The following is a 26,482-nucleotide window of genomic DNA, read 5'->3' on the forward strand; positions in this document are numbered from 1 at the left end:
TGGCGAACGGTGGCTTTTGTTAAGGGGGTCGGGCATGGCGGGTGTAATGGATTCGGTGAACCAGCGAACTCAGCTGGTCGGTCAGAATCGCCTGGAGCTGCTGTTGTTCCGTCTGGACGGCAAGCAGCTCTACGGGATCAACGTATTCAAGGTTAAAGAAGTACTGCAATGCCCGAAACTGACCATCATGCCCAAGTCCAGCCGGATTGTGCGTGGTGTGGCCAACATTCGCGGTGGCACGATCCCGATCATGGATCTGGCAATGGCGACGGGCTCGAACGGAATGATTTCGCTGGTTAATTCCTTCGTCATCATCACTGAATACAACACCAAGGTTCAGGGGTTTCTGGTGCACTCGGTAGAGCGCATCGTGAACATGAACTGGGAAGAGATTCATCCGCCACCCAAGGGCACCGGGCGCGACCACTACCTGACGGCCGTGACTCGCGTGGATAACCAGTTGGTGGAAATCATCGACGTCGAGAAGATTCTCGCCGAGGTGGCGCCGATTACCGAGGGTGTTTCCCAGGGTGTGATCGACGAAGATACTCACAACAAGGCGGTGTCGTTGCGTGTGCTGACGGTCGATGACTCGTCGGTTGCCCGCAAGCAGGTGAGTCGTTGCCTGGAAACTGTCGGTGTCGAGGTGGTTGCCTTGAACGATGGTCGTCAGGCGCTGGACTACCTCAAGGCGATGGTCGAAGAGGGCAAGAAACCCGATGAAGAGTTTCTGATGATGATCTCCGACATTGAAATGCCGGAGATGGATGGCTATACCCTTACAACGGCGATCCGCAACGATCCGCGAATGCAGAAGTTGCACATCACCTTGCATACCTCGCTTTCCGGGGTGTTCAACCAGGCGATGGTAAAGAAAGTGGGTGCTGACGATTTTCTCGCGAAATTTCGACCTGATGACCTCGCGGCCAGGGTCGTGGCGCGGATCAAGGCGGCAGACAATAGCTAGGGGCGTCGCTCCCGGTGGTTCACATGATTTTGAGAGGCGGCACCTTGTCTTCAGGTAATTTGGATTTTGAACAGTTCCGGGTCTTTCTGGAAAAAGCCTGTGGCATCCTGCTGGGGGAAAACAAGCAGTACCTGGTCTCCAGCCGTCTCAACAAGCTGATGGAGCAGCAGGGACTCAAGTCGCTTGGCGAGCTGGTGCAGCGTATCCAGTCGCAACCTCGCAGCGGTTTGCGCGAGCAGGTGGTCGATGCGATGACGACCAACGAAACCCTGTGGTTTCGTGATACCTATCCCTTCGAAGTGCTGAAGAACAAGGTGCTGCCCGAGCAGATCAAGGCCAGCCCGGGGCAGCGCTTGCGGATCTGGTCGGCGGCCTGTTCGTCCGGCCAGGAACCGTACTCGCTGTCGATGTCCATCGACGAGTTCGAGCGCAGCAATCCGGGTCAGCTCAAGGCGGGTGCACAGATCGTTGCGACCGACCTGTCAGGCGCGATGCTCACCAACTGCAAGACCGGTGAGTATGACAGCCTGGCAATCGGTCGTGGTCTGTCGCCGGATCGCCTGCAGCGTTACTTCGACGTGAAAAGTCCGGGGCGCTGGGTGGTCAAGGCTCCGATCAAGAGCCGTGTCGAGTTCCGCTCGTTCAACCTGCTCGACAGCTACGCGAGTCTTGGCAAGTTCGACATCGTGTTCTGCCGCAACGTGTTGATCTACTTCTCGGCTGACGTGAAGAAAGACATTCTGTTGCGCATCCACGGCACGCTCAAGCCGGGTGGTTACCTGTTCCTGGGGGCTTCCGAAGCTCTCAACGGCTTGCCGGATCATTATCAGATGGTTCAGTGCAGTCCGGGGATTATCTACAAGGCCAAGTGATGGTCATGCAGGTATAAACATTAAAGAGACCTTCGGGTCTCTTTTTTTGTTTGATAGTTGACGATTGATTTACAGGTTGATGCGATACGGGGGCTGTTCAGGTTGCGTAAGGAATTGCTTGCCGAGTCATGGATAATTAAATTTTCATGACTCGGCAAGTCTCTATCCGGGATTAATTATCCCAGTTGACGATGACTTGTGCCGGACCACCCGATACCGGGGAGAACGAGCTTGAGCGATAGATTTGGTGATACAGGAAAAATGCCTGACTGGGCGACCTGTTGTTGAACGCTTGGGTCGTTCCGCTTCTCATGGAGGTTACGTTGATGCAGGAGTTGGTGTCGCCCTGGCACAGCCAGGCGGAGAAAGTTGCATTGGCCGGGATAGTGCCGATTGAATAATTCCAGCTGATAGAGGTTATCCGGCCACTGGCTGGAGGGGCGCCCAGAATTGGAAAGTTGGTGGTGTTCCATAGATTGGAAGAGTAGGTAGGGCGAACCACTGCGTCTCCCGCATAGGCACCTGCCGCCACGGCATGACCACCCACTGTGGTCAGTGCCAGTGCTGCTAAACATCCTAAAATACCTTTTCTTTTCATCTTTAATGCTCCCTATAATCCATATTTCATTATTTTACAGAGCCACGTGCTGTCTTGGCAGGAAGGCTGGCACTTTATACCCTCTGATTTTTACTGAAACAAGGCAGTTTTATAAAAAAACAATTTTAAGCGCTGTAGGAAACTCCATAGCATTCTTCGTGCCGGAATATCAGTGTCTTTAATTGGTGTAGATTGATATTTTTATTTTTCAGACTTCCGGCATCTGAGAAGCCGATGTACAGGTGCTTGATTTTCAGTAGTTTATGGTGGATTTTCTAAAGTTTCTTCCTGAAGTACTGGTTGCTTTGAAAACTCTTGTCACATATTGCTTTTTTATGTCTTGGTTTTCATGAATGTTTCCATATAACGGGGGCGGGTGTTTGAAATTATTTTTGGGAAAAACTCCAACCTTCTCTGTTGAGATGCTATAAGGGCGGGCGAATACGAGGTCATGGAGAAGGCTGTACGCAATGGAAGGGCAAGTCACTCAGGAGCAATGCAGAAGCGCCACGCCGCTACCTTGCACAAACCTGATTCAACTGGATCGTATCTGCCATTCCTATCAGGCAGGCGCTGTATCTCACTCGGTTCTGCACGACGTCTCGCTGACCATCGAGCGCGGCCAGAGCTGTGCCATTGTCGGCAGTTCCGGCTCAGGCAAGAGTACGCTGCTCAATATCCTCGGTCTGCTTGATCGCCCGACTGCCGGTGGCCTGTTTCTGGATGGGCTGGACATGGGCGATGCTTCTGCGCAATTGCGTGCCAAGGTTCGTAACCAGCTCATCGGTTTTGTCTTCCAGAGTTTCAATCTCCTGCCACGTCTGAATGCTCTGGATAACGTCGCCTTGCCGCTGTTGTATCGCGGCTATTCCCGTCACGCTGCCCGGGTGGCCGCGCAGCGTGAGATCGAGCGGGTGGGGCTGGCCGACAGGGCTCATCATCGTCCTGCCGAACTCTCCGGTGGTCAGCGGCAGAGGGTTGCCATTGCCCGAGCCCTGGTAGGCCAGCCCTCCCTGATTCTTGCCGATGAGCCGACCGGCAACCTCGACAGCGCTACGGCTTCCGAGATTCTTGCTCTGCTGCTTGCCCTGAACCGGGAGCAGGGCGTGACATTGATTGTTGTCACTCACGACAACTCCCTGGCCCGGCACATGCAGCGTTGCCTGCAGGTGCGTGATGGCTGTCTCGAAGAGCGGGTAGCGCCAGTCGGGATGGCTCATGTCTGAGGAGCGGTTCGCAAGTTACGGCCCGTCGCTTGGGCAGATATTCCTGGAGCCCTTGAACAGTTTGCGTCTCCTGGGGCGCAGATCGTTGCTGGCCCTGCTGGGCATTGCCGTGGGATGTGCTTCGGTGGTCGCTCTGTTGAACATTGGCCAGAACGCGGCCAATGAGGCCATCAGTGCATTCAAGGGGCTTGGCAGCGACATGCTGGTGGTCAGCTTTGCGGCACCGCCGGGGATGAGGATGCGTCCGGCACCGGCCACGCTGGATATTCCGGCGGCCATGGAGGCGGTTCCCGGAATTCTTCATATCGCGCCTGTCATGATGCTATCGACCAGAGTGAGCCTTGATGGCCGCGCGCACAATGTAAATGTCGCGGGTACTTCCGGCGACCTGGTGGCCGTGCTTGGATTGCGTGTTGCCCAGGGCCGGTTCCTTTCCAGCTACGACAGCCGCAGCACCTATGCCGTGCTGGGGGCGCAAGTGGCCCGCGAGCTGGGCATCGAGAGCCTTCGGGATGTGGCGGGAAGGCGTATCCAGATCGACGGTTATCTTTTTGAAATAGTCGGAATCCTGTCCGGCCATGGGCAGAACCCGCTTATCCCCGTTTCAGTGGATGACGCTGTTTTCGTCCCCATCGAAGGCATGCGGCGCGTCAGTTCAAAGCCGGAAATCAATAATGTCATCGCCAGAGGCAGTAGCAGCGAAACGCTGGAGCGCGATGGTAACGCCTTGACGGGCTACCTGCAGACGCTGGCGCCGGGTCGCGATGTCCAGGTGCAGATTCCCCAGCAGTTGATTGATGGTCTGGCGCAGCAGTCCCGTACCTTTTCTTATCTGCTGGCAGGTCTGGGCGGGATCTCCCTGCTGGTAGGCGGTGTTGGAGTCATGAATGTGATGGTCATGAATGTGTCCGAGCGACGCCGGGAGATTGGTGTTCGCATGGCGCTGGGTGCGCGTCCTGTCGATATCGGGCGACTGTTCCTGCTGGAGGCGGCGGTGCTGTCCATTGCGGGAGCGACGATTGGGGCGTGTCTGGGTCTTGTCGCTGCGTGGTTGTTTTCGGTGGTGTCGGGCTGGGGATTTACCTTGTCGCTTCCTTCTCTCCCGCTGGGTATTGTCAGTTCATTGCTGGTGGGGCTTTTCTTTGGTTTGAATCCGGCCCTTATGGCAGCTCGCCTGGAGCCGGTACAGGCGCTGCGCGATGATTGATCTTTATCGGAGTCTGGCCGTGTTTTGCCTGGTTCTTGGTGGCCTGCAGTCTTCAGTGGCGGCATCTCTTGCGCCAGCTGCTCCAAGCATGCCGAGTCGTACCGTATCCCTGAATGAGCAGACGATCGAACTTACCCTGGCCGATGCGGTATTTCTGGGCTTGCGGGACAATCGCTCCATTCGCAGCGCCTATCTTGATCGTATCGCTCAGAAGTTCGATTTGCGCGTTGCCGAGGACCGGTTTACGCCCAAGCTGGTGCTCAGCAGCCGTTACCTGGCGGCACGCAATCAGGGCGATCACCGTCGTCAGGCTGAAGTCATTCCCCAGACCACGATGCTGGGTGAATACGGGACCCAGCTTTCTCTGGCCTGGTCGAATCAACTGACCATGGCCAACACGGCAGGGCGCACTCGTAACGATGGCGCAACCCTGACGATCATTCAGCCCTTGCTGCGAGGTGCCGGCAAGGATGTTGCCACGGCTCCTGTGCGTTTGGCGGTGCTCTCGGAGAAGGTCAATCGCCTGACTCTGAAGTCTACCGTTTCGGACACCATTACCCGGATCATCACCGGGTATCGTGAATTGTTGCGTGCTCAGGAGCAGGTGCGTATCGCGCGTGATGCTCTTGAGCGCTCACGCCAGTTGCTTGACGCAAACAGGGCGATGATTGCTGCGGGGCAGATGGCAGAGTTCGACATTGTCCAGACTGAAGCCGATGTCGCCACTCAGGAGCTGGCGATAGAGGAGGCAGCCAACCAGCTGGATGCCAGTCGTCTGGAATTGCTTCGGCTCCTGGCTCTGGATCTGGGGACGCGATTGCGTGCGGTAGAGGTGCTCGATGCGCGTCGCATCGAAGTCAGTGCCAAGCAGGCGCTGGTTACCGCAAGGGAGCGGCAGCCCGGCTATCTCACCCGCCTGATTGCCGGCAAGCAGGCGGAAATCAATCTTCTTGTCGCACGCAACGAGCGGCTGTGGGATGTGTCATTGATCGGTGGGGCCACTCAGGTGCGTGACCGCGTTCAGAATGATTTCGGCCCAGGCACAACCCGTACATGGGAAGGCTATGCCGGTATTCAGATCGATATTCCGATTGGTGATCTGAGTCGGCGGCAAGCCGAGGTGCGAGCTCGGGTCGATGTGGAGAATCAGGAGTTGCTTCTGGCTGAGGCGGATCAGTCCCTGGCGCAGGATGTGGGGGATGGGGTGCGCGATCTGGGCACCCGCTGGCGGCAGTATGAGATTTCCCAGCGTGCGCGCGAGTTGTCGCTTCGCAAGCTGGAGATCGAGCGGGAAAAATTGCAGTCCGGCCGCTCCAGCAACTTCCAGGTCCTGAGTTTCGAGGCCGATCTGCGAAATGCCGAAAATGCCCGTCTCAACTCATTGATTGCTTACCTCAATGCCCAGACCAGTCTGGATCAGACGCTGGGTACTACTCTGGAGAGCTGGGATATTGATCTCAATGACTAAGTATCTGGCGCGATTACGCACTTCTCGCGTCGCTGTCCGGGCTGTTGCCGGTGTGGTGGCGGCAGGGCTGGTGGCAGGCCTTGTCTATGGCTATCAGTCGCAGTCCGAATCGACATCGCCAGACACTCAATGGATAGCCGTGCAGCCGCAATTGCTGGAAAGCCAGTTGGGGGTGGTGGGGCGAATCGAGGCGGCCAGCCGGTCGACGCTGGCGGCTCCCTTTGACGGTGTCGTGCAGCAGGTCGCCGTCGTCGAGGGGCAACGGGTCGAGCGTGGCCAGCACCTGCTGACTCTGGATACCACGCAACTGGATATTCAGTTGCGTGAAGCGCTGGCTGCCCAGTTGAAGCTTCAGCGCACAGTCAAGGATATGGACAATTGGGCGCAGGGCGAAGAGGTGGCGCGTGCGCGTCGAGCGCTCACGAATGCTCAATACGGACTGAGCGATACCGAGAGAAAGCTGGCCGATACGCGCCGCTTGTTCGAGCGGGGTATCGTTGCCCGCATGGATGTGGATTCCCTTGAGCAGCAGGCCAGGATACAGCGACTGGACATGACGGCCTCGCAGTCGGAATTGAATGCAGTCATGGAGAAGGGCAGGGGTGAAAATCGCCAGATAGCCGATATGGAGCTGGCCAATGCCCAGTCGCGCTACCAGGCCTTGCAGGCTCTGCATGCCCGCCGCGAGATTGAGGCACCGTTTGCCGGGATTGTGTTGCGTCCGCAAAGGCCGGAAGGAGGGGCTGCTCCCCTGATCCAGCAAGGGATGCGCATGACTCAGGGAACAGCGCTTTTTGAGCTGGCGAGCCTGGAGCAGATCAGGGCGGTTGCCCGGGTCGAAGAAGTCGATCTGCATCAGTTGGCCGATGGCATGCCGGTGCAGGTCACGGGTGATGGCTTCGAGGGTATTACTCTGCAGGGAACCCTGTCTTCGATTGCTGCGCAGGGCGTGGCCCCCGATTTCGGTGGCGGCACGACGTACGAAGTCATTATCAGCATCGCTCCCCTGACACCGGCCCAGCAGGCGAAAGTCCGCCTTGGCATGAGTGCCCGGCTGGCTATCGTCACCCACAGGACAGACAATGGTTTCGCAGTCCCTTCCGAGGTGTTGCGTCAGGATGCCGAGGGCAGAACCTTTGTCATGTATCGACAGGCAATGAACGCTGCGCCGCAGCAGGTCATGGTCACTGCCGGACGTGCAATGCCTCAGGGTGTCGAAGTCTCGGGCCTGAAACCCGGTTATGTCGAGTTGCCAGGCACTCCCCGGTGACATGATTCTGCAGTCCGCGGCAAGCCGCTCCTGCCGCGGACATGGCAAAAAAACGGCGCATCCCTTGCCGCTTTACCCTTCCCCAGCGGAAATGCCTTGCCGCTTTTCTGGCATTGCCGCCCCGGCAATCGCTACAAGCCCCGCAAATACTGGCTTTGTGGATTTGGCACGCCGATTGCTTTCTCAGTGATACGAGAATCAGGTCAACCGGCAAAGGTTTCCCGAAATGAGCATCAGCTTCGATAAAGCATTAGGCATTCACGAAAAGGCCCTCAACTTCCGGGCTCAGCGTGCAGAGGTGTTGGCCAACAACATTTCCAACGCCGACACCCCGAATTTCAAGGCCCGTGATCTGGACTTTTCCTCGGTGCTGGCTGCCGAAAGCGAAAAGGCTCAGAACGGTCGTTTTGCGCTGAACATGACCAATAACCGTCATATCGAAGCCGAGGGCATGAGCAATGGCGACGGTACTCTGATGTACCGCACTCCGTCTCAGCCTTCGCTGGACCAGAACACCGTCGATTCGCAGATCGAGCAGGCCAGCTACACCGATAACGCCATGGGCTTCCAGGCCAGTTTCACCCTGCTCAACAGCAAGTTCAAAGGGCTGGTTGCAGCCCTTCGCGGAGAATAATTCATGTCACTAGCCAATGTGTTCAACATTGCCGGTAGCGCCATGAGTGCCCAGACCACGCGTCTGAACACCACGGCCAGTAACATCGCCAACGCCGAGACCGTGTCGTCGAGCATGGATCAGACCTACCGCGCCCGTCATCCGGTGTTCGCGACCGTACTGCAGAATCAGCAGTCCACCGGTGGCTCGCTGTTTCAGGATCAGGGCGATGCCGGTCAGGGGGTTCAGGTCAGCGGCATCATCGAAGACAGCTCCAACCTTGAAGCGCGCTACGAGCCTAATCATCCCTCGGCTGACAAGAACGGGTATGTCTACTACCCCAACGTCAATGTCGTCGAAGAAATGGCCGACATGATTTCCGCTAGCCGTTCGTTCCAGACGAACGCCGAAATCATGAACACCGCAAAATCCATGATGCAGAAGGTTCTGACCCTCGGTCAGTGATAAAGGGCGAACGTTATGGCCGTTGAAAACGATGTATCGACGAGTTTTATAAACTCGCTGCAGAACCCCAAAGCCAGTGCGAGCAGTTCAGGCGAAGCACTGGGCAAGGATGCGTTCCTGCAGTTGCTCGTCACCCAGATGAAGAACCAGAACCCGCTGGATCCGCAGGACAACACGCAGTTCGTTGCGCAGTTGGCGCAGTTCAGCAGTCTGGAAAGCATGCAGAACCTGACGTCGACCGTTGATTCGATTGCGACCAGTTACAAGTCCTCCCAGGCCTTGCAGGCTTCTTCGCTGGTGGGGCGTTCGGTGATTGTCGAGACCGGTACCGCTCAGGTGGATACCACCAAGGGTCTGACCGGTTCGGTTGTCATACCGTCTTCGACTTCGGCCACTACGGTCAAGGTCTACGATGCCAGCAATAATCTGGTGGACACCATCGACCTGGGCTCCAAGAACGCAGGCAATGCCAGTTTCACCTGGGATGGCCTCAACAGTGAGGGCACCGCCATGCCGTCGGGGACCTACAGCTTTATTGCAAATGGCACTATCAACGGCACGAACAACGGTCTCTCGACTTACCTGCCAGCCACCGTCAATAGCGTGACAACGGCTGTGAGTGGCGGGGAAATGACTCTAAACCTGGCTGGCGGCAATTCGATCGCTCTGTCCAAAGTGCAATCAATCGGAATATAGAGCCGACTAGACGGCGTAGGAGTGGTACATGTCATTCAATATCGGCCTTAGTGGGCTCTATGCAGCAAACAAAAGTCTCGACGTTACCGGCAACAACATTGCCAACGTTGCGACCACCGGTTTCAAGCAGTCGCGTATCGAATTCGCTGACCAGTACGCTCAGTCGATTCGTGGCACTTCCGGCGGTACCAGCATTGGTAGCGGCGTGACCACGGCTGCGGTTTCCCAGCAGTTTGCCCAGGGTGGCCTGACCACCGGGACTGGCAACAGCCTGGACCTGGCAATCAACGGTAATGGCTTCTTCATGCTCAGCAACAGCGGCGAGACGCTCTATACCCGTGCCGGTGCATTCCGTACCGACAAGGATGGCTTTGTCGTCAACAGTGCGGGCATGAACCTGCAGGGTTACAACGTTGATGCGAACGGCAATGTTGCCGTGGGCGTCTCGGGCAACCTGCGAGTTGACAGCTCGAACCAGGCGGCGAATCCGACCAGCATCATCACCAACGTGGCCAACCTCAATTCGACGTCGACAGTTCCGACTATCACGCCGTTCGATGCGACGAATACCAATAGCTACAACTTCACCTATAGCACCAAGGTTTTCGACTCGCAGGGTAACGAACACTCTCTGGAAACGTATCTGGCTAAAACGGGCACCAATACCTGGGCCATGTATTCGCTGATCGACGGTCGCAGTATCAGCAATCCGGCCAGTACCACGGCTGACCGTAACAACCTGACTTTCGATACCTCCGGCAACATGGTCATCAATACTTCGGCGACCCCGTCGGTCCCGTCGGCCAGTACCAACGTGGCAGTCAATGCCGACGGTACTTTCCAGGTCAACAACTGGGTTCCTGCCATGCAGACCGGTACTGGCACCTCTGCGACCTGGGTTGCCAACGGTGCTGTCGGTGTCACTTCGGGCATCAGGCTGGACATGACCCAGGCTACCCAGACTGCTTCTGTGTCGGGTCCTATCACCCAGACCCAGAATGGTTATGCAGCCGGTCAGATCAAGGATATGAGCGTGGATGCCAGTGGCAACCTGTTCGCTTCCTATACCAACGGTCAGTCGAAGGTAATTGGTCAGGTTTCTCTGACGACATTCGCCAACGTGCAGGGTCTTTCTCCAGCTGGTGGCACCAACTGGCGCGAAACCTTCGCTTCCGGTCTGCCGGTGACCGGTGTTCCGCAGTCGGGAACCCTGGGCTACATCACGGGCCAGGCGCTGGAAGATTCCAACGTCGATCTGACGCTGGAGCTGGTCAACCTGATCAAGGCGCAAAGCAACTATCAGGCGAATGCGAAAACCATTTCGACTGAAAGCACCATCATGCAGACCACCATTCAGATGACCTGATAACCGGGTTTGATGAGTTGCTGAAGAAAGCCCCTTTTCAAGGGGCTTTCTTGTGTCTGGGGGGTGTGAAATTCGCTGTAAGCAGGATTGTTCAGACGGAACAATCGGATTTGATGAACCAGCCATTCAGTCGTTTCCAGCCTGGTCCCGGACTGGTCTGGGCGCAGACAATCCTGCTGTCACCCTGCCATTTGTAATAGCGGGCGGGGGCCGCATGGGCGAGGAGGGCGCTGGCCATCAGCAGTGTTGCGATGAGGGCGAGAAGGCGTGCTCGAAAGTGCATGTCGATTCTCGTTGCGTGGAGTTTCGGCAAGATTATCACCCTCGTCAGGCTGATCGATGAGGGTGAGCGAAGTTTTTTTGGCGGTGTGCCATGTCGGTTTGCTTGGTGGCGGCAATCTACCGCCGCTCTTGTGGAGTGAGGATTACCCTGCTGTCCGTGATGCTCTGGTTTTTGCAGGGTAATCAGTCATTTGTATCCATTCTGAAAAGTTGGTGCAGAAATTGCTTTCTCCCATTCAGAACAGCTACAGGCGGCAAGCGTCTGTCGGAGGAGGAAGACTGTGGACAAGTTGCTTTACGTCGCAATGAGCGGGGCGTCTGAAAACGCTCAGTCGCAAAAGGTTCATGCCAACAACCTGGCTAACGTATCGACCAATGGGTTCATGCGCGATCTGCAGCAGGCCCGTTCGATGCCGGTATTTGGCGAGGTCATGCCTTCGCGTGCCTATGCGATGGGCGAACGTCCGGGTACCGACTTTTCCGGTGGCGCATTGATTCAGACCGGTCGCGAGCTGGACGTTGCCGTCAAGGGTGATGGCTGGATTGCGGTCCAGACGCCTGATGGTGGCGAGGCCTATACCCGCAGTGCCGGCATGAATATCGATGCCCTCGGTGTGTTGCGCAACGGCAGTGGTTTGCCGGTCATGGGCAATGGCGGGCCGATTGCCGTGCCGCCCGAGCAGCAGATCGAGATCGGTGCCGACGGCACGATCAGCATTCGCTCCATGGGTGAGAGCCCGCAGGTCATGGCTGAGGTTGACCGCATCAAGCTGGTCAATCCGGATCTGAGCACCATGGAAAAAGGTCCTGACGGCCTGATCCATACCAAGAGCGGCCAGGCTGCTCCGGTCGATGCCAATGTGCGTGTCGAGTCCGGTTTTCTGCAGGCGAGCAACGTCAATGCCGTGGAAGAAATGACTTCGGTGCTGGCTTTGGCGCGACAGTTTGAATTGCACGTGAAAATGATGAAAACAGCTGAAGAAGATGATCAGGCGATGGCTCGCGTCTTGCAACTTGGCTAACCATTGACAGCTTGCGCCGACAATCCGGCGCTTGAGGAGAAAACGAATGCTTCCTGCACTATACGTTGCCAAAACCGGCCTCGCTGCTCAGGACACCAACCTGACCACCATCTCCAACAACCTGGCGAACGTTTCGACCACAGGTTTCAAGAGTGATCGTGCCGAGTTCCAGGACTTGCTCTACCAGATCAAGCGCCAGCCGGGTGCCCAGTCGACTCAGGACAGCGAACTGCCGTCCGGTCTGCAACTGGGTACAGGTGTGCGCATTGTCGGTACGCAAAAGAACTTCACTGCCGGCAGTCTGCAGACTACCGAGAACCCTCTGGACCTGGCCGTCAATGGTCGTGGCTTCTTCCAGATCTCGCAGCCTGACGGCACCATCGCCTACACCCGCGACGGTACTTTCCATCTGGACGCCAACGGCCAGATCGTGACCGCCAACGGTTATGCCCTTGAGCCTGCGATTGTCGTTCCGCAAAACGCCCAGACCTTCACTGTCGGTCAGGACGGTACCGTTTCGATCACCGTGGCGGGCGCCACTGCCACGCCGCAGGTCATCGGTAACATCCAGACCGCCGAGTTCATCAACCCGGCCGGCCTGCAGGCCATTGGTGGCAACCTTTACCTGGAAACCGGTTCCAGCGGTGCACCTCAAGTGGGTACTCCTGGCTTGAACGGTCTGGGTACGACCCTGCAGAACACCCTGGAAAACTCCAACGTGAGCACGGTTGAGGAACTGGTCAACATGATCACCACTCAGCGTGCCTACGAGATGAACTCCAAAGTGATCTCGACTGCCGATCAGATGTTGCAGAACCTGACTCAGAATCTGTAAGACCCTGATGTATCTGCTCAAAACCGACAAGGCGTCTGATGGGCGCCTGCTACACCGCGAGGTTTCAAGTGTCATGAAACGCCTTAGTGTTCTGCGTTTTTCAGTGTTGATCGCTCCCTTGAGCGCGATTGCCTTGCTGTCAGGCTGTGTGGCGCCTTCTGCCAAGCCTAATGACCCTTATTACGCTCCGGTGTTGCCGCGAACGCCCATATCTGCCGCTGCCAACAATGGTGCGATCTATCAGGCCGGTTTCGAGCAGAATCTGTATGGCGACCGCAAAGCCTTTCGTGTGGGTGACATCATCACCATCACGCTTTCCGAGCGGATGGCTTCCAGCAAGGCTGCAAGCTCTGCAATCACCAAGGACAGTACCGCCAACCTGGGTCTGACTTCGTTATTCGGTTCCGGATTGACGACCAATAACCCTGTCGGCGGCAACGATCTGAGTCTCAATGCCGGTTACACGGGTGCACGTTCTACTGCAGGCCAGGGGCAGGCAGCCCAGAGCAACAGCCTGACCGGTTCGGTGACTGTTACCGTGGCTGACGTAATGCCCAACGGCATTCTGGCGGTGCGTGGCGAAAAATGGCTGACTCTCAATACCGGTGACGAACTGGTCCGCATTGCCGGTCTGATTCGTGCCGATGACATTGCCACCGATAACACTGTGTCATCCACGCGAGTGGCTGATGCGCGTATCACGTATTCAGGTACTGGTGCATTTGCCGATTCCAACCAGCCTGGCTGGTTCGACCGGTTCTTCCTCAGCCCGTTGTTCCCTTTCTGATAGCGGGATAGACATGATCAAGTTCAAGCAACTGATTGCCGCAACGCTGCTGCTGTCCGCCACCTTCGGTGTTCAGGCCGAGCGTCTGAAGGACATCGCCAGTATTTCGGGTGTACGGGCCAACCAATTGATCGGTTATGGCCTGGTCGTCGGCCTCAATGGTACGGGTGACCAGACCACTCAGACGCCGTTTACCCTGCAGACCTTCAACAACATGCTGTCGCAGTTCGGTATCAAGGTGCCGACCGGTTCCGGCACCGTGCAGTTGAAGAACGTTGCCGCAGTGGCGGTCTATGCGGATCTGCCGCCATTCGCCAAACCGGGTCAGGTGGTGGATATCAGCGTTTCGTCCATCGGTAACTCCAAGAGCCTGCGTGGTGGCAGTCTGCTGATGACCCCGCTCAAAGGTGTTGATGGCAACGTCTACGCCATTGCCCAGGGCAACCTGGTGGTCGGCGGTTTCGATGCTGAAGGTCGCGATGGCTCGAAGATTACCGTCAACGTTCCGTCGACCGGTCGTATCCCAGGTGGTGCATCGGTGGAGCGTGCCGTGCCGAGCGGATTCAACCAAGGCAACAGCCTGACGCTGAACCTCAATCGCTCCGACTTCACCACGGCCAAGCGCATAGTCGACAAGATCAACGACATGCTTGGCCCGGGTGTTGCCCAGGCGCTGGACGGTGGTTCGGTGCGTGTGACTGCGCCTCTGGATCCGGGGCAGCGTGTGGATTACCTGTCGATTCTGGAAAACCTGGAGATCGATCCGGGCCAGACCGCCGCCAAGGTGATCATCAACTCGCGTACCGGCACTATCGTGATCGGTCAGAACGTCAAGGTGTCGCCGGCCGCCGTGACTCACGGCAGCCTGACCGTGACCATTACCGAAGATCCGATCGTCAGCCAGCCGGGCGCGCTTTCCAATGGTCAGACGGCTGTGGTGCCGCGCTCGAGGCTCAATGCCCAGCAGGAAATGCATCCGATGTTCAAATTCGGCCCGGGCACCACGCTGGATGAGATCGTTCGTGCCGTTAACCAGGTGGGCGCGGCTCCCGGTGACCTGATGGCCATTCTCGAAGCCTTGAAGCAGGCCGGCGCGTTGCAAGCCGACCTGATCGTGATCTGAGGAATCGAGCATGGATATGCCCAAGAGCGGATTTTCCACAACGGTCGACTCGGGTGCCTATACCGACGTCAATCGTCTGGCCGCCTTGAAGAATGGCGACAAGGACAATCCGGAGAACCTGAAAAAGGTGGCCCGGGAGTTCGAATCGCTGTTCGTCAGCCAGATGCTCAAGGCCATGCGTTCGGCCAACGAAGTGCTGGCCAAGGACAACCCGCTGAATACTGCCGCGACGCGGCAGTATCAGGACATGTATGACCAGCAGTTGGCAGTGACCCTGTCGACCCGTGCCAATGGTATCGGCCTGCAGGATGTGCTGATGCGCCAGTTGTCCAAGGACAAGGGCGTCAATCATGCGGCTGCGGCGAGTGCTACCCAGGCTCCCGCTACGGATTCCTCCAACGCAGGATTGGCCGCCAGCGTCTATCAGCGTCCGCTGTGGGCGACGCGCTCGGCTGCTGCAGACAAGGCGGGGGCTTCTGGCGCTGTCGAAGGCCGCAATGACATGGCGCTGCTCAATTCGCGTCGTCTGGCATTGCCGACCAAACTCACCGATCGTCTGTTGCTGGGGATTGTGCCTTCGGCGGCAGCCGCCAACGCCAATGCCAACAGCCCGATGGCTGCGCAGCGTGCGACACCGACCGGTAACAATGGCGACTGGACGCTGGATCCCAATCTTGCCGAGCCGCAATACGTTCGCACCATGGCTCAGCCGCCTTTGGCACCGGCCAAGCGTGCCTTTGGAAACTCCGACGAGTTCGTGGCGACCATGTTGCCTCTGGCCAAGGAGGCGGCAGCGCGTATTGGTGTCGATCCCGTCATGCTGGTGGCCCAGGCTGCGCTGGAAACCGGCTGGGGTAAATCCATCATGCGTCAGCAGGATGGCAGCAGCAGTCACAACCTGTTCGGTATCAAGGCAACCGGTAGCTGGCAGGGTGCGCAGGCCCGTGCGATTACCAGCGAGTTCCGTGACGGCAAGATGGTCAAGGAAACGGCGGATTTCCGTTCCTACGATTCCTATGCCGACAGCTTCCATGACCTGGTCAGCCTGTTGCAGAACAACAATCGGTATAAAGAAGTCGTCAACTCCGCCGATAACTCTGAGCAGTATTTAAAAGAATTGCAGAAAGCCGGTTACGCCACGGACCCGGCCTACGCAAGCAAGATTTCGCAGATTGCGAAACAGATGAAGAGTTACCAGAACTACGCCGCTGCAACGGGCTCTTCCACGACTTTATAAGGTTTGAATCATGTCGCTGATTTCAATTGGGCTCTCGGGTATTACTGCCAGCAGTGCCGCGATCAATACCATCGGTAACAACACGGCCAACGTGGACACTGCCGGGTATTCGCGTCAGCAGGTAATGACCACGGCTTCGGCGCAGATCAACATCGGCCTGGGGGTCGGCTACATCGGTACCGGCACCACGCTGTCCGATGTGCGTCGTATCTACAACAGCTATCTTGATGCCCAATTGCAAACCAGTACGGCACTCAGCGCCGACGCTGTGGCTTACTCCGGTCAGGCGAGCAAGACCGACACCTTGCTGTCGGACAACACCACAGGTGTTGCGGCACAGATGTCGAAGTTCTTTACCGACCTGCAATCGGTTGCCTCCAATGCGACCCAGTCGGCCGAGCGTTCGACTTTTCTGACCCAGGCCAGCGCGTTGAGCGCACGGTTCAACTCGATTTCTGCGCAGTTGTCGTCGCAGAACGATAACGTCAATGCACAACTGACTACGCTGACCGCTCAGGTCAACGAGCTGACGAGCACGATTGCCAGCCTGAACAAGCAGATCACTGCAGCTTCTGCCGGCAATACCACACCCAACACCTTGCTTGATACGCGCAACGAAACCGTGCGCAAGCTCAACGAGCTGATCGGTGTGAAAGTGCTTGAAAGCAGTAATGGCAACTATGATGTCATGACCGGTACCGGACAGTCCCTGGTGAGCGGTTCCATGGCCGCGACTCTCTCGGCTGGCCCAAGCAAGACCGACCCTCTCCAGTACAACCTGCAGATCAAGATCGGCCAGACCACCACCGATGTGACCTCGGTAGTGACAGGCGGCTCCATCGGTGGTCTGTTGCGTTATCGCTCGGAAGTGTTGACGCCTGCTTCCAACGAGCTCGGGCGTGTGGCGCTGGTGCTGGCCGATCAGGTCAACAGCCAGATGAGCCAGGGTATCGACAGCAAGGGCAATTTCGGTTCGAGCCTGTTCACCAACATCAACAGTGCCGATCTGATCACCCAGCGCAGCATCGGCAAGGTGGGTAACAGTGCCGGTTCGGGCAACCTGGATGTCACGATCAAGGACACCAGCAAACTGACGGCCGACGATTACGAAGTTACCTTCAGCGATGCCAACAACTTCACGGTGCGTCGCCTGCCCAATGGCGAAAGCGTCGGTACCGGTTCGTTGACGGATAACCCGCCGACCCAGTTCGAGGGCTTCACTGTCAGCCTCAACGGCAATACGCTGGCCGCTGGCGACTCCTTCAAAGTCAGTCCGACGCGCAACGGTGCTTCGGGTATCGCCGTTGCCCTGACCGACGCCAAGGACATTGCCGCAGCCGCGCCACTGACCGCCAAGGCGGGTGTCAGCAACTCCGGCACCGGTGGCTTTACTCAGCCGGTTCTCAATACCAAGGCCGACATCTACGATTCGACCCAGACCGCCGACCTGCGCAACGCGCTGCAGAGCACCACGCCCATGAAGCTGGTGATGGGCGCGGTCAGCAGCACGGGCGTGCAAAGCTACACGCTGGTGGATTCCACCGGTGCAGCCGTGCTCGATCAGAATGGCAATGCCGTGGGCGGTTCGATCGTTCAAGGGCAGAGCAACACCATCAAGCTCAGCGTGGGCTACGCCGATACCCGTACCACGCCAAGCACCCAGACCGCATTCGAGATCGAGATGACCCTCTCGGGTTCGCCGATAGTCAATGACACTTTCAGCATCGATCTGACCGGTGCCGGTTCTTCCGACAACCGTAACGCCCTGGCCGGTGTGGCCTTGCAGACCGCCAAGAGCGTTGACGTGACCGGTGGCAGTGTCGGCACCAGCCTGTCCGGCGCTTATGGTGACCTGGTCGCCAAGATCGGTACTCGCGCCAGTCAGGGCAAGAGCGATGTGACGGCTACCGATGCCGTTCTGGCCCAGGCCAAGTCGGCGCGTGATTCGGTATCGGGCGTGTCGCTGGACGAAGAAGCGGCCAACCTGATCAAGTATCAGCAGTACTACACCGCCTCTTCGCAGATCATCAAGGCGGCACAAACCATTTTCAGCACGCTGATCAACAGTCTTTAAGGAGTCGTGAACCATGCGTATCTCAACTGCCCAGTTCTACGAAGCCACGACTTCGAACTATCAGCGCAATTATTCAAACATGGTCAAGACTGGCGACGAAGTCTCCAGCGGGATCAAGCTCAATACCGCCAGCGATGACCCGGTGGGTGCCGCTCGCGTCCTGCAACTGGCGCAGCAGAACTCCATGCTGACTCAGTATTCATCGAACATCGGCACGATCAATACCAACGCCACCAACTCCGAAACCGCGCTGACCAGCATCATCGATGCCATGCAGACTGCCCAGGAGTTGATCGTCAAGGCGGGTAACGGTTCGTATACCGACAAGGACCGTATCTCCACGGCAGATGAACTCAAGCAGTTGCAAAGCCAGATCCTGGGCCTGATGAACAGCCAGGACTCCAACGGTCAGTACATGTTCTCGGGCTCGAAATCCTCGATTCCTCCGTACTCGCAGAATGCCGACGGCACCTACAGCTACAACGGTGATCAGACCCACGTGAACCTGGCGGTGGGTGATGGCCTGGTGCTGGCAAGCAATACCACCGGTTTCGAGGCATTCGAGCAGGCAATCAACACCTCTCGTACTTCGGCGACATTGACCTCGCCTGCGGTTGAAGATGGCAAGGTATCGCTGACCGGTGGCCTGGTGAAGTCCAGCAACGCCTATAACAACAACTATCAGGCAGGCGAGCCTTACACGCTGACCTTCCTGAGCAGTACCCAGTTCAAGATCACGGACGGCTCGGGCAATGACGTGACTGCCGATGCTTCGACGGCGGGTACTTTCACCCACGACAGCTTCAACGATCAGTCATTCACGTTCCGTGGTGTCGAGCTGACCATGAACGTCAACCTGACGGCAGCGGAAAGGGCAACGACAGCGGCTGCGGATGCGGTCCTGACCAACCGTACCTATCAGTTGGCTTCGACGCCTGACAGCGTGACCACTTCCCGTAGTCCGGGTAACCCTTCGACTGCGAACATCAGCAGTTCGGTCGTAGGGACCAGCGCTGCGGACCTGACTGCGTTCAACAATACATTCCCTACCACGGGCGCGATTCTCAGGTTCACCAGTGCCACGAATTACGAACTGTATGCCTCGCCCATCACCAGCAGCAGTACGCCGGTGTCCACAGGCACACTGAGCGGGACAACGGCCAATGCGGCGGGCGTCAACTTCACCATCAGCGGCACGCCGGCCAGTGGCGACCAGTTCGTGGTGCAGTCTTCCACGCATCAGACCGAAAACGTGCTGAACACTCTGTCGGCAGCGATCAAGGCATTGACCACGCCTACCGATGGCGATCTGGTTGCTTCGCAGAAGCTCGATGCGGCATTGTCCTCGGCGTTGGGTAACATCATCAGCAGCAGAGAGCAGGCTTCCACTGCGCGTTCGGCGGGCGGTGCGCGTCAGGTCGCTGCAACTGCGCAAGGCGTGACCAACGACTTGCTCAAGGGCAACAATGAGGTTGAGCAGGGTACGTTCGTCAACTCCGACATGGTTGAAGCCACTACCCGACTGACGATGCAGAAGACCATGCTGGACGCATCCCAGGCAGTTTTTGTCCAACTGTCCAAGTTGAACCTGTTCAGCCAGATCTGATTCCTGGCATTGAGCATCCGCCGTCTTTTTTCAGCGGTGAGGGAAGCCATTCGACTGGCTGGTTTCCCGCCGCTCATGAGTTTGCACTGTGAATCCAGCTCCCCTCGTCAGTATCGTCATCCCCGCCCTCAATCCACGGTTCTTCCGCGAAGCGCTGCAAAGTGCTCTGGAACAGAGCTACGACAGCCTTGAAATCATCGTTTGCGATGATTGCCAGACCGGCGAAATCAGACAGATATTCGACGAACTGGTGTCGTCGTCGAACGCCGTTGCGCGCTATGTAGGCAATCCTCGCCGTCTGGGTTTCCAGGGCAATCTGCTCAAGTGCCTTGAAGAGGCGCAGGGTACATACATCAAGTTCCTGTGCGATGACGATCGGCTGTACCGCTATTGCATCGCCCGTCAGGCACAGGTACTGGATCAGCATCCCGATGTTCTGCTGGTGGTCGGCAAGCGGCATCTGGTCGATGTCGATGACTATGTACTGCCGACCCGAATGGAAAACGTTGGTCTTGTTCCCTACGACGCCCTGTTCAAGGGTGAGGACATGCTGGCGATTTTCGAGCGTACACCGCGCAACACCCTTGGCGGCTTCAGCAGTGCCTTGATGCGCAGGGCCGATGTTCTGGAGTATCTGCCCTCCCTGGCGCAACCGGGGCAGGGCTTTGTGGCGTTGCTCGATTTTGCGTTGTTCAACTGCCTGTTGCGACGCGGCAATCTGGTTGCGTTGCACAGTATTGAAAGCATCGAGCGCCTGCATCCTGCCCGGTTCAGCAGTCAGCCGGACATGTACCACACTGCAACCACGGAGTGGGGCTGGCTGAACGAAATGCTCAAGGCGCGCAGCGGAGAGCAGGCACCTGCCCAGGGCTGGGTGCGTTTTGTCGCCTTGCGCAAGGCTCTGGAGTCGCCCAGAGAGTGGGATGAAGTCGGACTCTACGGCGTAATGGCCAATCGGCAGGGCATCATGCGCAGCCGGGTCGGCAGTGACAGTGAAAGCTATGTCGAACTCTATACCGAGTGGTTGTCGCACCGTCGGTTTCTCGGGTCGCAGAAAAAACTTCTGGAGCAGCGCATTGCGCGCTGGGCCTGGCAACCGCGCATCGTTCCGGTGGTGATCGATGATCAGGATAATACCGATGCGCTGGAGATGACCCTCAAAAGCATTGCCGATCAGAACTACACGGCCGAGTCCGTTGTGGTCTTGACCAATGCCACCAGTCTCGAGGATCAGCAGGTATTACGGTTCCCGTTGCAGGCCGACTGGTCACAACAACTGAACGATGTACTGCCGTTGCTGGAGCATGCCGACTGGGTGTATCTGCTGCGTGCCGGTGACAGGCTGACCGAGCCTGCGTTGTTGATTCTGGCCGAGCGTATTGCCCAGACTGCCGGCCTTCTGTGTGTCTACAGCGACGAAGGCGCAATCATCGAGGATGAGTCGCAGGAACCGGTGTTCAAGCCGGACTTCAACCTCGACTTGATGCGGGGCTACCCGTATGTGGGGCGGACATTGGCCTTCGAGCGTCGCAACCTGCTGACCATGGGTGGTTTTGATCCGGCTCATGGTGAGTTGGCACCCCATGATGTGATCTGGCGTCTGGTAGAGAGTATCGGCCCGCAAACCATCGAGCACATCGCTGAGGTCCAGGTCGAGTCCAGCCTGTCGTTTGCCCAATGGCTGTCGCTGCCGGCGGTGATCGAGCGCAGCGAGCCGCTGGTCTCGGCTCATTTGCAGCGTATCGGCATGGCCCATGTCATCCATCATGACCAGTTGCCGCTGCTCAACCGTATCGAGTACCTGCATGCTTCCAGCCCTCTGGTCTCGATCATTATCAGTACTCGCGATCAATTGACCGACCTGGAGCGCTGTCTCGACAGCCTGCTCAGCAAGACTCGATACCCACATTACGAAGTATTGATTGTCGACAAGGCCAGCGAGAGCGCCGATGCCCGTGCCTGGTTTGCTGCCATGGGCGAACTGGGCAGCGAGAAGCTGCGGATTTTCGCTTCGCCCGATGCCGATAACGAAGCCGCCACGCAGAACTTTGCGGCTTCCCATGCCCGTGGCCAGTATCTGGTCACCCTCAGTCCTCACGCGATTATTCATCAGGTAGAATGGCTCGATGAGTTGCTCAATCATGGCCAGCGTCCAGAGGTCGGTATTGTCGCCCCACGCATCCTGAGCCCACAGGGCAATATTCTATACGCCGGTATGGTCCTGGGACTGGAAGGGCTGGCAGGCAGACCCTTCGTCAACTTGCCAGCGGAAGCGAGTGGTTACATGCAGCGCCTGCTGCTGACGCAGAACTGGAGTGCAGTCAGCGGTAACTGCCTCATGGTGCGCAAAGAAGTATTCGACAGTGTTGGCGGGATGGATGCTTCCTCGTTCTCACAGGGGCTGCATGATCTGGACCTGTGCATGCGTGTCGGCGGCGAAGGTTATCTGATCGTCGGGACGCCATGCTCTTCTGTGGTACTGGCCGAGCCCGCTGCTGTTCAGCGTTCGGAGTCTTCTCGCGAGAAGCTAGAGAACGAACAGAAGTCCTTTTATCTTAAATGGCTGCCGAAAATGGCCAGGGATCCGGCCTACAATCCGAACCTGAGCCTTGGCGAGGCTTCCTCGTTCAGTCTGGAGCCCGGGCTGCAGTTTGGCTGGAACCCGTTCTGCACGCGCCATCTGCCTTCCATTCTGGGCATGGCTGTCAACTCCTCGGCCGTGGGGCACTATCGGGTCAGCCAGCCTTTGCTCGAACTGGTGGCTGCCGGACGTGTACTCGGGAGAATGACCTACGAGTCGCCTTCGATCATCGAAATCGAGCGTCAGTCCCCGGATGTCATCGTCTTCCAGGGCCGCTACACCGAGGCCAAGGTGCCGGATATTGCCTTGGCGAAGAATTACTCCAGTGCGATGCGTATTTTCGAGCTGGATGACTACATCGCCGATGTCCCGGAGAAGAACGAGCATCGCCGCAACATGCCGGACAACATTGCGACCATGTTGCGCCGGGGTATCGGGCTCTGTGACCGTGTCGTGGTATCGACCCATCCACTGGCCCAGGCCTTGTCCGGCATGCACAGCGATATTCGCGTGGTGCCGAACATGCTGGCGACCCATCTGTGGAGCAATCTCAAGAGTGTCCGCCGCAGTTCCGGAAAACCGCGAGTCGGTTGGGGTGGCGGAACCAGCCATCGGGGCGATCTGGAGCTGATTGTCGATGTGATACGCACGTTGGCCGATGAGGTCGAGTGGGTCTTCTTCGGCATGTGCCCGGATCTGCTCAGGCCTTACATCCATGAATTCCACTCGGCTGTGAGCCTGCATACGTATCCGGCAAAGCTGGCGAGTCTGAATCTGGATCTGGCACTGGCTCCGCTGGAGTTCCATATCTTCAACGACTGCAAGAGCAACCTGCGTCTGCTGGAGTATGGCGCTTGCGGTTACCCGGTCATCTGCTCGGATACCGAAGCCTATCGCGGGCACTTGCCGGCCACTCGGGTCTACACCAACAGCTCCGAGGAGTGGCTGCAGGCGATCCGCATGCACCTGTCCGATCCCAATGCCAGCTACCGCATGGGGGATGAACTGAGGGAGACCGTACTGCGCGATTTCATGCTGCGTGGCGAGAACCTGCAGTACTGGGCCAACGGCTGGTTGCCGGATTGATTCGCACAAAATGAACATTCTGTAGCGCAGGACTTGCGCTGCAGATGCTATGTTTTTGCTCTTGCTTCAGCAGTGGGCCGAGTTTCCCCTCTGTTGAGAGAGTCATCGGTTCGCTATGGGAAAGACTATGCAAAGTAATTTCGGGAATGAAGCCACGCCGTTGAATCAGCGTCTGACATTGGTGTTGCTGGCTCAGGATCAGCCTGATTTCCTGCGTCGAGCCTTGAAGTACTACAGCGACTATCCCTGCGCTCTGGTGGTGGTGGATGCATCGCGGGCAATCGATACCGAAATCGCCAGGACCCCGGGTCTTGAGTACTGGCACGATGCTGCGCTCGCCGAGGCCGGTCTGAGCGCCCGGATTGCCGAAGGCATCAAGCGTGTCTCCACGCCTTTCGTTGCCTGTCTGGATACCCGCAGCTTTCTGTTGCCTGACGCGCTGACTGATGCATTGCGTTTTCTTGAAGAAAATGACCAGTACGGTGCAAGCCAGGGCTACAGCCTGGGTTATCAGGCTCAGGTCGGTCAGGTGGACTATCTGTGTCGCGATCGCAAGATCGTCGAGGATCATTCATCGGATCAGGCCGGTGAACGCCTTATCGGGTTCCTGGGGCAGGGCATTTCCCTGCTCAATGCCGTTACCCGCACCGAGCTGGCCCGGCAGTGGTTTGCTGCGGTCCCTGAGAATACGGATCTGCACTGGCAGGAAATCGGCCATATGGCCTATCTGGTAGCGTCTGCAAAACTGCGCATCCTGCCCGTGCCTTATGGGTTGCATTTCGTCGAGAGTGAAGAAGAGCTTTCGCGCCACAATGCTGCGATCAAGGCTGCGCTGACGCATATCGATCCCAAGGCCAGGGCAGGGCGCGAAGAGTTTGCCCGGATGCTGGCTTCAGCCGTGGCCTCGGCCGCAGATGGCGAGAGTGAAAAGCTGATTCTGGCAGGGCTCGAGGCCATGGGCGAATCCTTGAGCACCCGGAGCTTTCAAGGCAAGGACAAGATTGTCAGCTCGGTCTGGAGCGTTGCCTTCGAACAGTCCGAGCCGCGTTTCGAACCTCGGCAGTTCGTGGAGTTGCCATTTTACAACCAGCCGTTTTTCGACGAACTGGCCCGGATCGAGTTTCTGATCCATATCCTGCCGGCTGGTCGTCAGCAACTGGAGGGGCTGGAGGCAGCGCTGCTCAAACAGAGCGAGCTGCTGCGCCCACAAAGCAACCCCGATGCCGAGACGCTGGTCAGTCGCCTTTGGCAGGCGTATGGAACCTATGCTTTCAACCATGGTGTTGTGCAGAAGCTGGCTCAGGAGCTGAGCAAGTCGGCAGACGATGAGGAAGAGGCGGAGCGGATCGTGGCCTGGGGCAAACGTCTGCAGGCAGTGTCCGACAAGGACAATGGCAGACTGCTCGATGGCATGGCGTCCGGTCGCCTGCTCAAGTGGCTGGATGCGCGAAATCCAGGCCCTGTCGAGCTGAAGAAGCTCAATGCCCGACTGGAGAAAAATCCTGCGGGTTCCCGGATCGGGATTCTGTTGCTCGATCTCGAGGCCGATATCTTCAAATTGCAGGCCACCTTCGACAGTCTGATCAACGGCCATTACCGGGCATTCAAGGTGGTCGTCTTCACCACTGGCGAGTTGCCTGCGACCACCACGCTGCAGAATACCCTGCACTTTGTGAAGGTCACCGAGAGCAACTACGTCGACAAGATCAATCAGGTGGTCAAGCAGTCCCCAAGCGACTGGCTGATGCTGGCCAATGCTGGCGAAGAGTTCACCAAAAGCGGCCTGCTTCAGGCCAGCATCGAATTGATCGATGCCGCGCAGTGTCGCGCAGTGGCAGTGGACGAAATCCATCGCCAGCCTAACGGTACGCTGGCACCTCTGTTCCGTCCGGGCTTCAACCTGGATCTGCTGCAAAGCCTGCCTGCCCTGATGGCGCGTCACTGGTTGATTCGCCGTGATTTGCTGGTGGAGGCGGGTGGCTATTCCCGCGATTTCCTGAACGCGCTGGAGTACGACCTGCTGCTGCGCCTGATCGAGCAGGGTGGCATGAGCGGGCTGGCGCACCTCAGTGAACCGGTCCTGATCTGCGATGCGCCCGAGCTTGAAGAGAACGAGGACGAGAAAAAGGCGCTGACCCGTCACCTCGGCAAGCGCGGTTATCAGGCTGAAGTCAGTTCGATACTGCCAGGCACCTACAAGATCGACTATCGCCATACCCATCGGCCAATGGTATCGATCCTGCTGCAAAGCCAGGACAACCTGCCCGAGTTGCAGCGCTGCCTGCAAAGCATTCTGCAGCGTACCCGCTATCAGCGTTTCGAGGTGCTGATCGCCGATAACAACAGCAGCTCGCCCGAGCTGTCGACCTGGCTGGATCAGCAGGAGAAGCTGTCCAACCGGGTTCGTGTGTTCAGGGCCGACCAGCGTTTGAGCCCGGCCGTCCTGAGCAACCTCGTCAGTCAGGAGGCCAAGGGCGAATACCTGATTCTGCTCGATGCCCAGAGCCAGATCGTCAACGTTGGCTGGATCGAGTCGCTGCTCAATCAGGCCCAGCGTCCGGAAGTCGGTATCGTTGGTGTCAGACTGGTGGACCGTGAAGGCACCGTGACCCAGGCCGGACTGATTCTGGGACTCAATGGTGGAGTCGGTTCGGGTTTTGTGGGGGAATCGAAGAAGTCCAGAGGCTACATGCACCGTCTGGTGGTCGAGCAGAACTACTCTGCCGTGTCATCGGCTTGCCTGATGATCGAAAAGTCGTTGTTCGATGCGGTAGGCGGGCTGGACGAAGGTGAGTTTGCCGAAGCCCTGTCCGATGTCGATTTGTGCCTCAAGGCTGCCCAGGCCGGTTATCTGACGGTCTGGACACCCCATGTGCAGGTCGTGCATTCCGGTGTGGTAAATGCCCCTGATGAGGCGCGCACGGCGCTGATCGATAAATGGCCGACACAGTTTGCCCATGACGAGGCCTATAACCGCAATCTTGACCTCAACGGTCCGGGATTCACGCTGGCTGCGCGTTGATTCCGTCTCTCTTGAGCGATCCGTCTGTAACGCAGGCGGATCGTTGCTCCCGCAAGCCGTCGTTTTCGGCTTTTTCGTG

General features: G+C 57.7%; 21 protein-coding genes. 19 read left to right on the top strand and 2 right to left on the bottom strand.

Annotated features, from left to right (window positions below):
• Nucleotides 1–34 precede the first annotated feature (34 nt).
• A complete protein-coding gene (locus JSY17_RS05870; protein ID WP_206402005.1) occupies nt 35–967 on the top strand; it encodes a chemotaxis protein CheV in 933 nt (310 codons plus the stop codon).
• Nucleotides 968–1,011: 44 nt separating this feature from the next.
• Complete coding sequence (gene cheR / locus JSY17_RS05875; protein WP_162880384.1) at nt 1,012–1,839, top strand: protein-glutamate O-methyltransferase CheR; 828 nt, start codon at nt 1,012–1,014, stop codon at nt 1,837–1,839.
• Between the two features lie 172 nt (nt 1,840–2,011).
• On the opposite strand, the gene JSY17_RS05880 is transcribed toward cheR, so the two are convergent.
• Nucleotides 2,012–2,437 carry a flagellar protein FlhE gene (locus JSY17_RS05880; protein ID WP_206402007.1) on the bottom strand — a complete coding sequence of 142 codons (426 nt, stop codon included), beginning with the start codon at nt 2,435–2,437 and terminating at the stop codon, nt 2,012–2,014.
• A 470-nt stretch (nt 2,438–2,907) separates the two neighbouring features.
• On the opposite strand from JSY17_RS05880, the gene JSY17_RS05885 reads away from it, so the two are divergent.
• From JSY17_RS05885 to flgE, 8 genes are all read left to right on the top strand, one after another.
• Nucleotides 2,908–3,663 (top strand): ABC transporter ATP-binding protein, encoded by a 756-nt coding sequence (locus JSY17_RS05885; RefSeq protein ID WP_269814531.1) that lies wholly within the window; start codon nt 2,908–2,910, stop codon nt 3,661–3,663.
• Nucleotides 3,656–4,870 carry an ABC transporter permease gene (locus tag JSY17_RS05890; RefSeq protein ID WP_122370457.1) on the top strand — a complete coding sequence of 405 codons (1,215 nt, stop codon included), beginning with the start codon at nt 3,656–3,658 and terminating at the stop codon, nt 4,868–4,870. The genes JSY17_RS05885 and JSY17_RS05890 overlap by 8 nt, the downstream gene beginning before the upstream one ends.
• The gene (locus JSY17_RS05895; RefSeq protein ID WP_117184094.1) at nt 4,863–6,338 is read left to right on the top strand and encodes a TolC family protein; all 1,476 of its coding nucleotides are present in this window, start codon (nt 4,863–4,865) and stop codon (nt 6,336–6,338) included. Before JSY17_RS05890 ends, JSY17_RS05895 begins: the two co-directional genes overlap by 8 nt.
• Nucleotides 6,331–7,608, top strand: a complete 1,278-nt coding sequence (locus JSY17_RS05900) for an efflux RND transporter periplasmic adaptor subunit (protein WP_206402009.1) — start codon at nt 6,331–6,333, stop codon at nt 7,606–7,608. Before JSY17_RS05895 ends, JSY17_RS05900 begins: the two co-directional genes overlap by 8 nt.
• Nucleotides 7,609–7,834: 226 nt before the next feature.
• On the top strand, nt 7,835–8,242 hold the full coding sequence (gene flgB, locus JSY17_RS05905) for a flagellar basal body rod protein FlgB (RefSeq protein ID WP_117166742.1): 408 nt from the start codon (nt 7,835–7,837) through the stop codon (nt 8,240–8,242).
• Between the two features lie 3 nt (nt 8,243–8,245).
• Nucleotides 8,246–8,686: a flagellar basal body rod protein FlgC gene (flgC, locus tag JSY17_RS05910; protein WP_117166741.1), complete on the top strand. Its 441-nt coding sequence runs from the start codon at nt 8,246–8,248 to the stop codon at nt 8,684–8,686.
• A gap of 15 nt (nt 8,687–8,701) precedes the next feature.
• Nucleotides 8,702–9,382: a flagellar hook assembly protein FlgD gene (locus JSY17_RS05915; protein WP_117166740.1), complete on the top strand. Its 681-nt coding sequence runs from the start codon at nt 8,702–8,704 to the stop codon at nt 9,380–9,382.
• Between the two features lie 28 nt (nt 9,383–9,410).
• Nucleotides 9,411–10,748: a flagellar hook protein FlgE gene (gene flgE / locus JSY17_RS05920; RefSeq protein ID WP_117166739.1), complete on the top strand. Its 1,338-nt coding sequence runs from the start codon at nt 9,411–9,413 to the stop codon at nt 10,746–10,748.
• A gap of 91 nt (nt 10,749–10,839) precedes the next feature.
• Here flgE and JSY17_RS25600 read toward each other — a convergent pair whose 3' ends face one another.
• A complete protein-coding gene (locus JSY17_RS25600) occupies nt 10,840–11,031 on the bottom strand; it encodes a hypothetical protein (protein ID WP_122371632.1) in 192 nt (63 codons plus the stop codon).
• Between the two features lie 280 nt (nt 11,032–11,311).
• On the opposite strand from JSY17_RS25600, the gene JSY17_RS05925 reads away from it, so the two are divergent.
• The 9 genes from JSY17_RS05925 (at nt 11,312) to JSY17_RS05965 (ending at nt 26,403) form a co-directional block, all read left to right on the top strand.
• Nucleotides 11,312–12,052, top strand: coding sequence for a flagellar basal body rod protein FlgF (locus tag JSY17_RS05925; protein ID WP_117166737.1), 741 nt, complete (start codon nt 11,312–11,314; stop codon nt 12,050–12,052).
• A 46-nt stretch (nt 12,053–12,098) separates the two neighbouring features.
• On the top strand, nt 12,099–12,887 hold the full coding sequence (gene flgG / locus JSY17_RS05930; RefSeq protein ID WP_117166736.1) for a flagellar basal-body rod protein FlgG: 789 nt from the start codon (nt 12,099–12,101) through the stop codon (nt 12,885–12,887).
• A gap of 73 nt (nt 12,888–12,960) precedes the next feature.
• Nucleotides 12,961–13,674, top strand: coding sequence for a flagellar basal body L-ring protein FlgH (flgH, locus tag JSY17_RS05935; RefSeq protein ID WP_117166814.1), 714 nt, complete (start codon nt 12,961–12,963; stop codon nt 13,672–13,674).
• 13 nt (nt 13,675–13,687) lie between these two features.
• Entirely contained in the window at nt 13,688–14,797 is a 1,110-nt protein-coding gene (locus JSY17_RS05940) for a flagellar basal body P-ring protein FlgI (protein WP_117181162.1), read from the top strand.
• 10 nt (nt 14,798–14,807) lie between these two features.
• Nucleotides 14,808–16,034, top strand: a complete 1,227-nt coding sequence (gene flgJ, locus JSY17_RS05945; protein WP_206402011.1) for a flagellar assembly peptidoglycan hydrolase FlgJ — start codon at nt 14,808–14,810, stop codon at nt 16,032–16,034.
• Between the two features lie 10 nt (nt 16,035–16,044).
• Nucleotides 16,045–18,108, top strand: coding sequence for a flagellar hook-associated protein FlgK (gene flgK / locus JSY17_RS05950; protein ID WP_117185988.1), 2,064 nt, complete (start codon nt 16,045–16,047; stop codon nt 18,106–18,108).
• Nucleotides 18,109–18,121: 13 nt separating this feature from the next.
• Complete coding sequence (locus tag JSY17_RS05955) at nt 18,122–19,714, top strand: flagellar hook-associated protein 3 (protein WP_117181165.1); 1,593 nt, start codon at nt 18,122–18,124, stop codon at nt 19,712–19,714.
• An 88-nt stretch (nt 19,715–19,802) separates the two neighbouring features.
• Nucleotides 19,803–23,381, top strand: a complete 3,579-nt coding sequence (locus tag JSY17_RS05960) for a glycosyltransferase (protein WP_206402012.1) — start codon at nt 19,803–19,805, stop codon at nt 23,379–23,381.
• 127 nt (nt 23,382–23,508) lie between these two features.
• Nucleotides 23,509–26,403 carry a glycosyltransferase gene (locus JSY17_RS05965; protein ID WP_206402013.1) on the top strand — a complete coding sequence of 965 codons (2,895 nt, stop codon included), beginning with the start codon at nt 23,509–23,511 and terminating at the stop codon, nt 26,401–26,403.
• Nucleotides 26,404–26,482 lie beyond the last annotated feature (79 nt).

Origin of the sequence: Pseudomonas capsici, from assembly GCF_017165765.1 — a bacterium.
Classification (GTDB): Bacteria; Pseudomonadota; Gammaproteobacteria; order Pseudomonadales; family Pseudomonadaceae; genus Aquipseudomonas; species Aquipseudomonas capsici.

Coding starts and splice junctions, on each gene's coding strand:
- JSY17_RS05870 (WP_206402005.1), top strand. CDS start 35: ATGGCGGGTGTAATGGATTCGGTGAACCAGCGAACTCAGCTGGTCGGT.
- flgE (WP_117166739.1), top strand. CDS start 9,411: ATGTCATTCAATATCGGCCTTAGTGGGCTCTATGCAGCAAACAAAAGT.
- JSY17_RS05965 (WP_206402013.1), top strand. CDS start 23,509: ATGCAAAGTAATTTCGGGAATGAAGCCACGCCGTTGAATCAGCGTCTG.
- flgB (WP_117166742.1), top strand. CDS start 7,835: ATGAGCATCAGCTTCGATAAAGCATTAGGCATTCACGAAAAGGCCCTC.
- JSY17_RS05955 (WP_117181165.1), top strand. CDS start 18,122: ATGCGTATCTCAACTGCCCAGTTCTACGAAGCCACGACTTCGAACTAT.
- flgK (WP_117185988.1), top strand. CDS start 16,045: ATGTCGCTGATTTCAATTGGGCTCTCGGGTATTACTGCCAGCAGTGCC.
- JSY17_RS05895 (WP_117184094.1), top strand. CDS start 4,863: ATGATTGATCTTTATCGGAGTCTGGCCGTGTTTTGCCTGGTTCTTGGT.
- flgJ (WP_206402011.1), top strand. CDS start 14,808: ATGGATATGCCCAAGAGCGGATTTTCCACAACGGTCGACTCGGGTGCC.
- JSY17_RS05890 (WP_122370457.1), top strand. CDS start 3,656: ATGTCTGAGGAGCGGTTCGCAAGTTACGGCCCGTCGCTTGGGCAGATA.
- flgG (WP_117166736.1), top strand. CDS start 12,099: ATGCTTCCTGCACTATACGTTGCCAAAACCGGCCTCGCTGCTCAGGAC.
- JSY17_RS05900 (WP_206402009.1), top strand. CDS start 6,331: ATGACTAAGTATCTGGCGCGATTACGCACTTCTCGCGTCGCTGTCCGG.
- JSY17_RS05880 (WP_206402007.1), bottom strand. CDS start 2,437: ATGAAAAGAAAAGGTATTTTAGGATGTTTAGCAGCACTGGCACTGACC.
- JSY17_RS05915 (WP_117166740.1), top strand. CDS start 8,702: ATGGCCGTTGAAAACGATGTATCGACGAGTTTTATAAACTCGCTGCAG.
- flgC (WP_117166741.1), top strand. CDS start 8,246: ATGTCACTAGCCAATGTGTTCAACATTGCCGGTAGCGCCATGAGTGCC.
- JSY17_RS25600 (WP_122371632.1), bottom strand. CDS start 11,031: ATGCACTTTCGAGCACGCCTTCTCGCCCTCATCGCAACACTGCTGATG.
- JSY17_RS05885 (WP_269814531.1), top strand. CDS start 2,908: ATGGAAGGGCAAGTCACTCAGGAGCAATGCAGAAGCGCCACGCCGCTA.
- JSY17_RS05940 (WP_117181162.1), top strand. CDS start 13,688: ATGATCAAGTTCAAGCAACTGATTGCCGCAACGCTGCTGCTGTCCGCC.
- flgH (WP_117166814.1), top strand. CDS start 12,961: ATGAAACGCCTTAGTGTTCTGCGTTTTTCAGTGTTGATCGCTCCCTTG.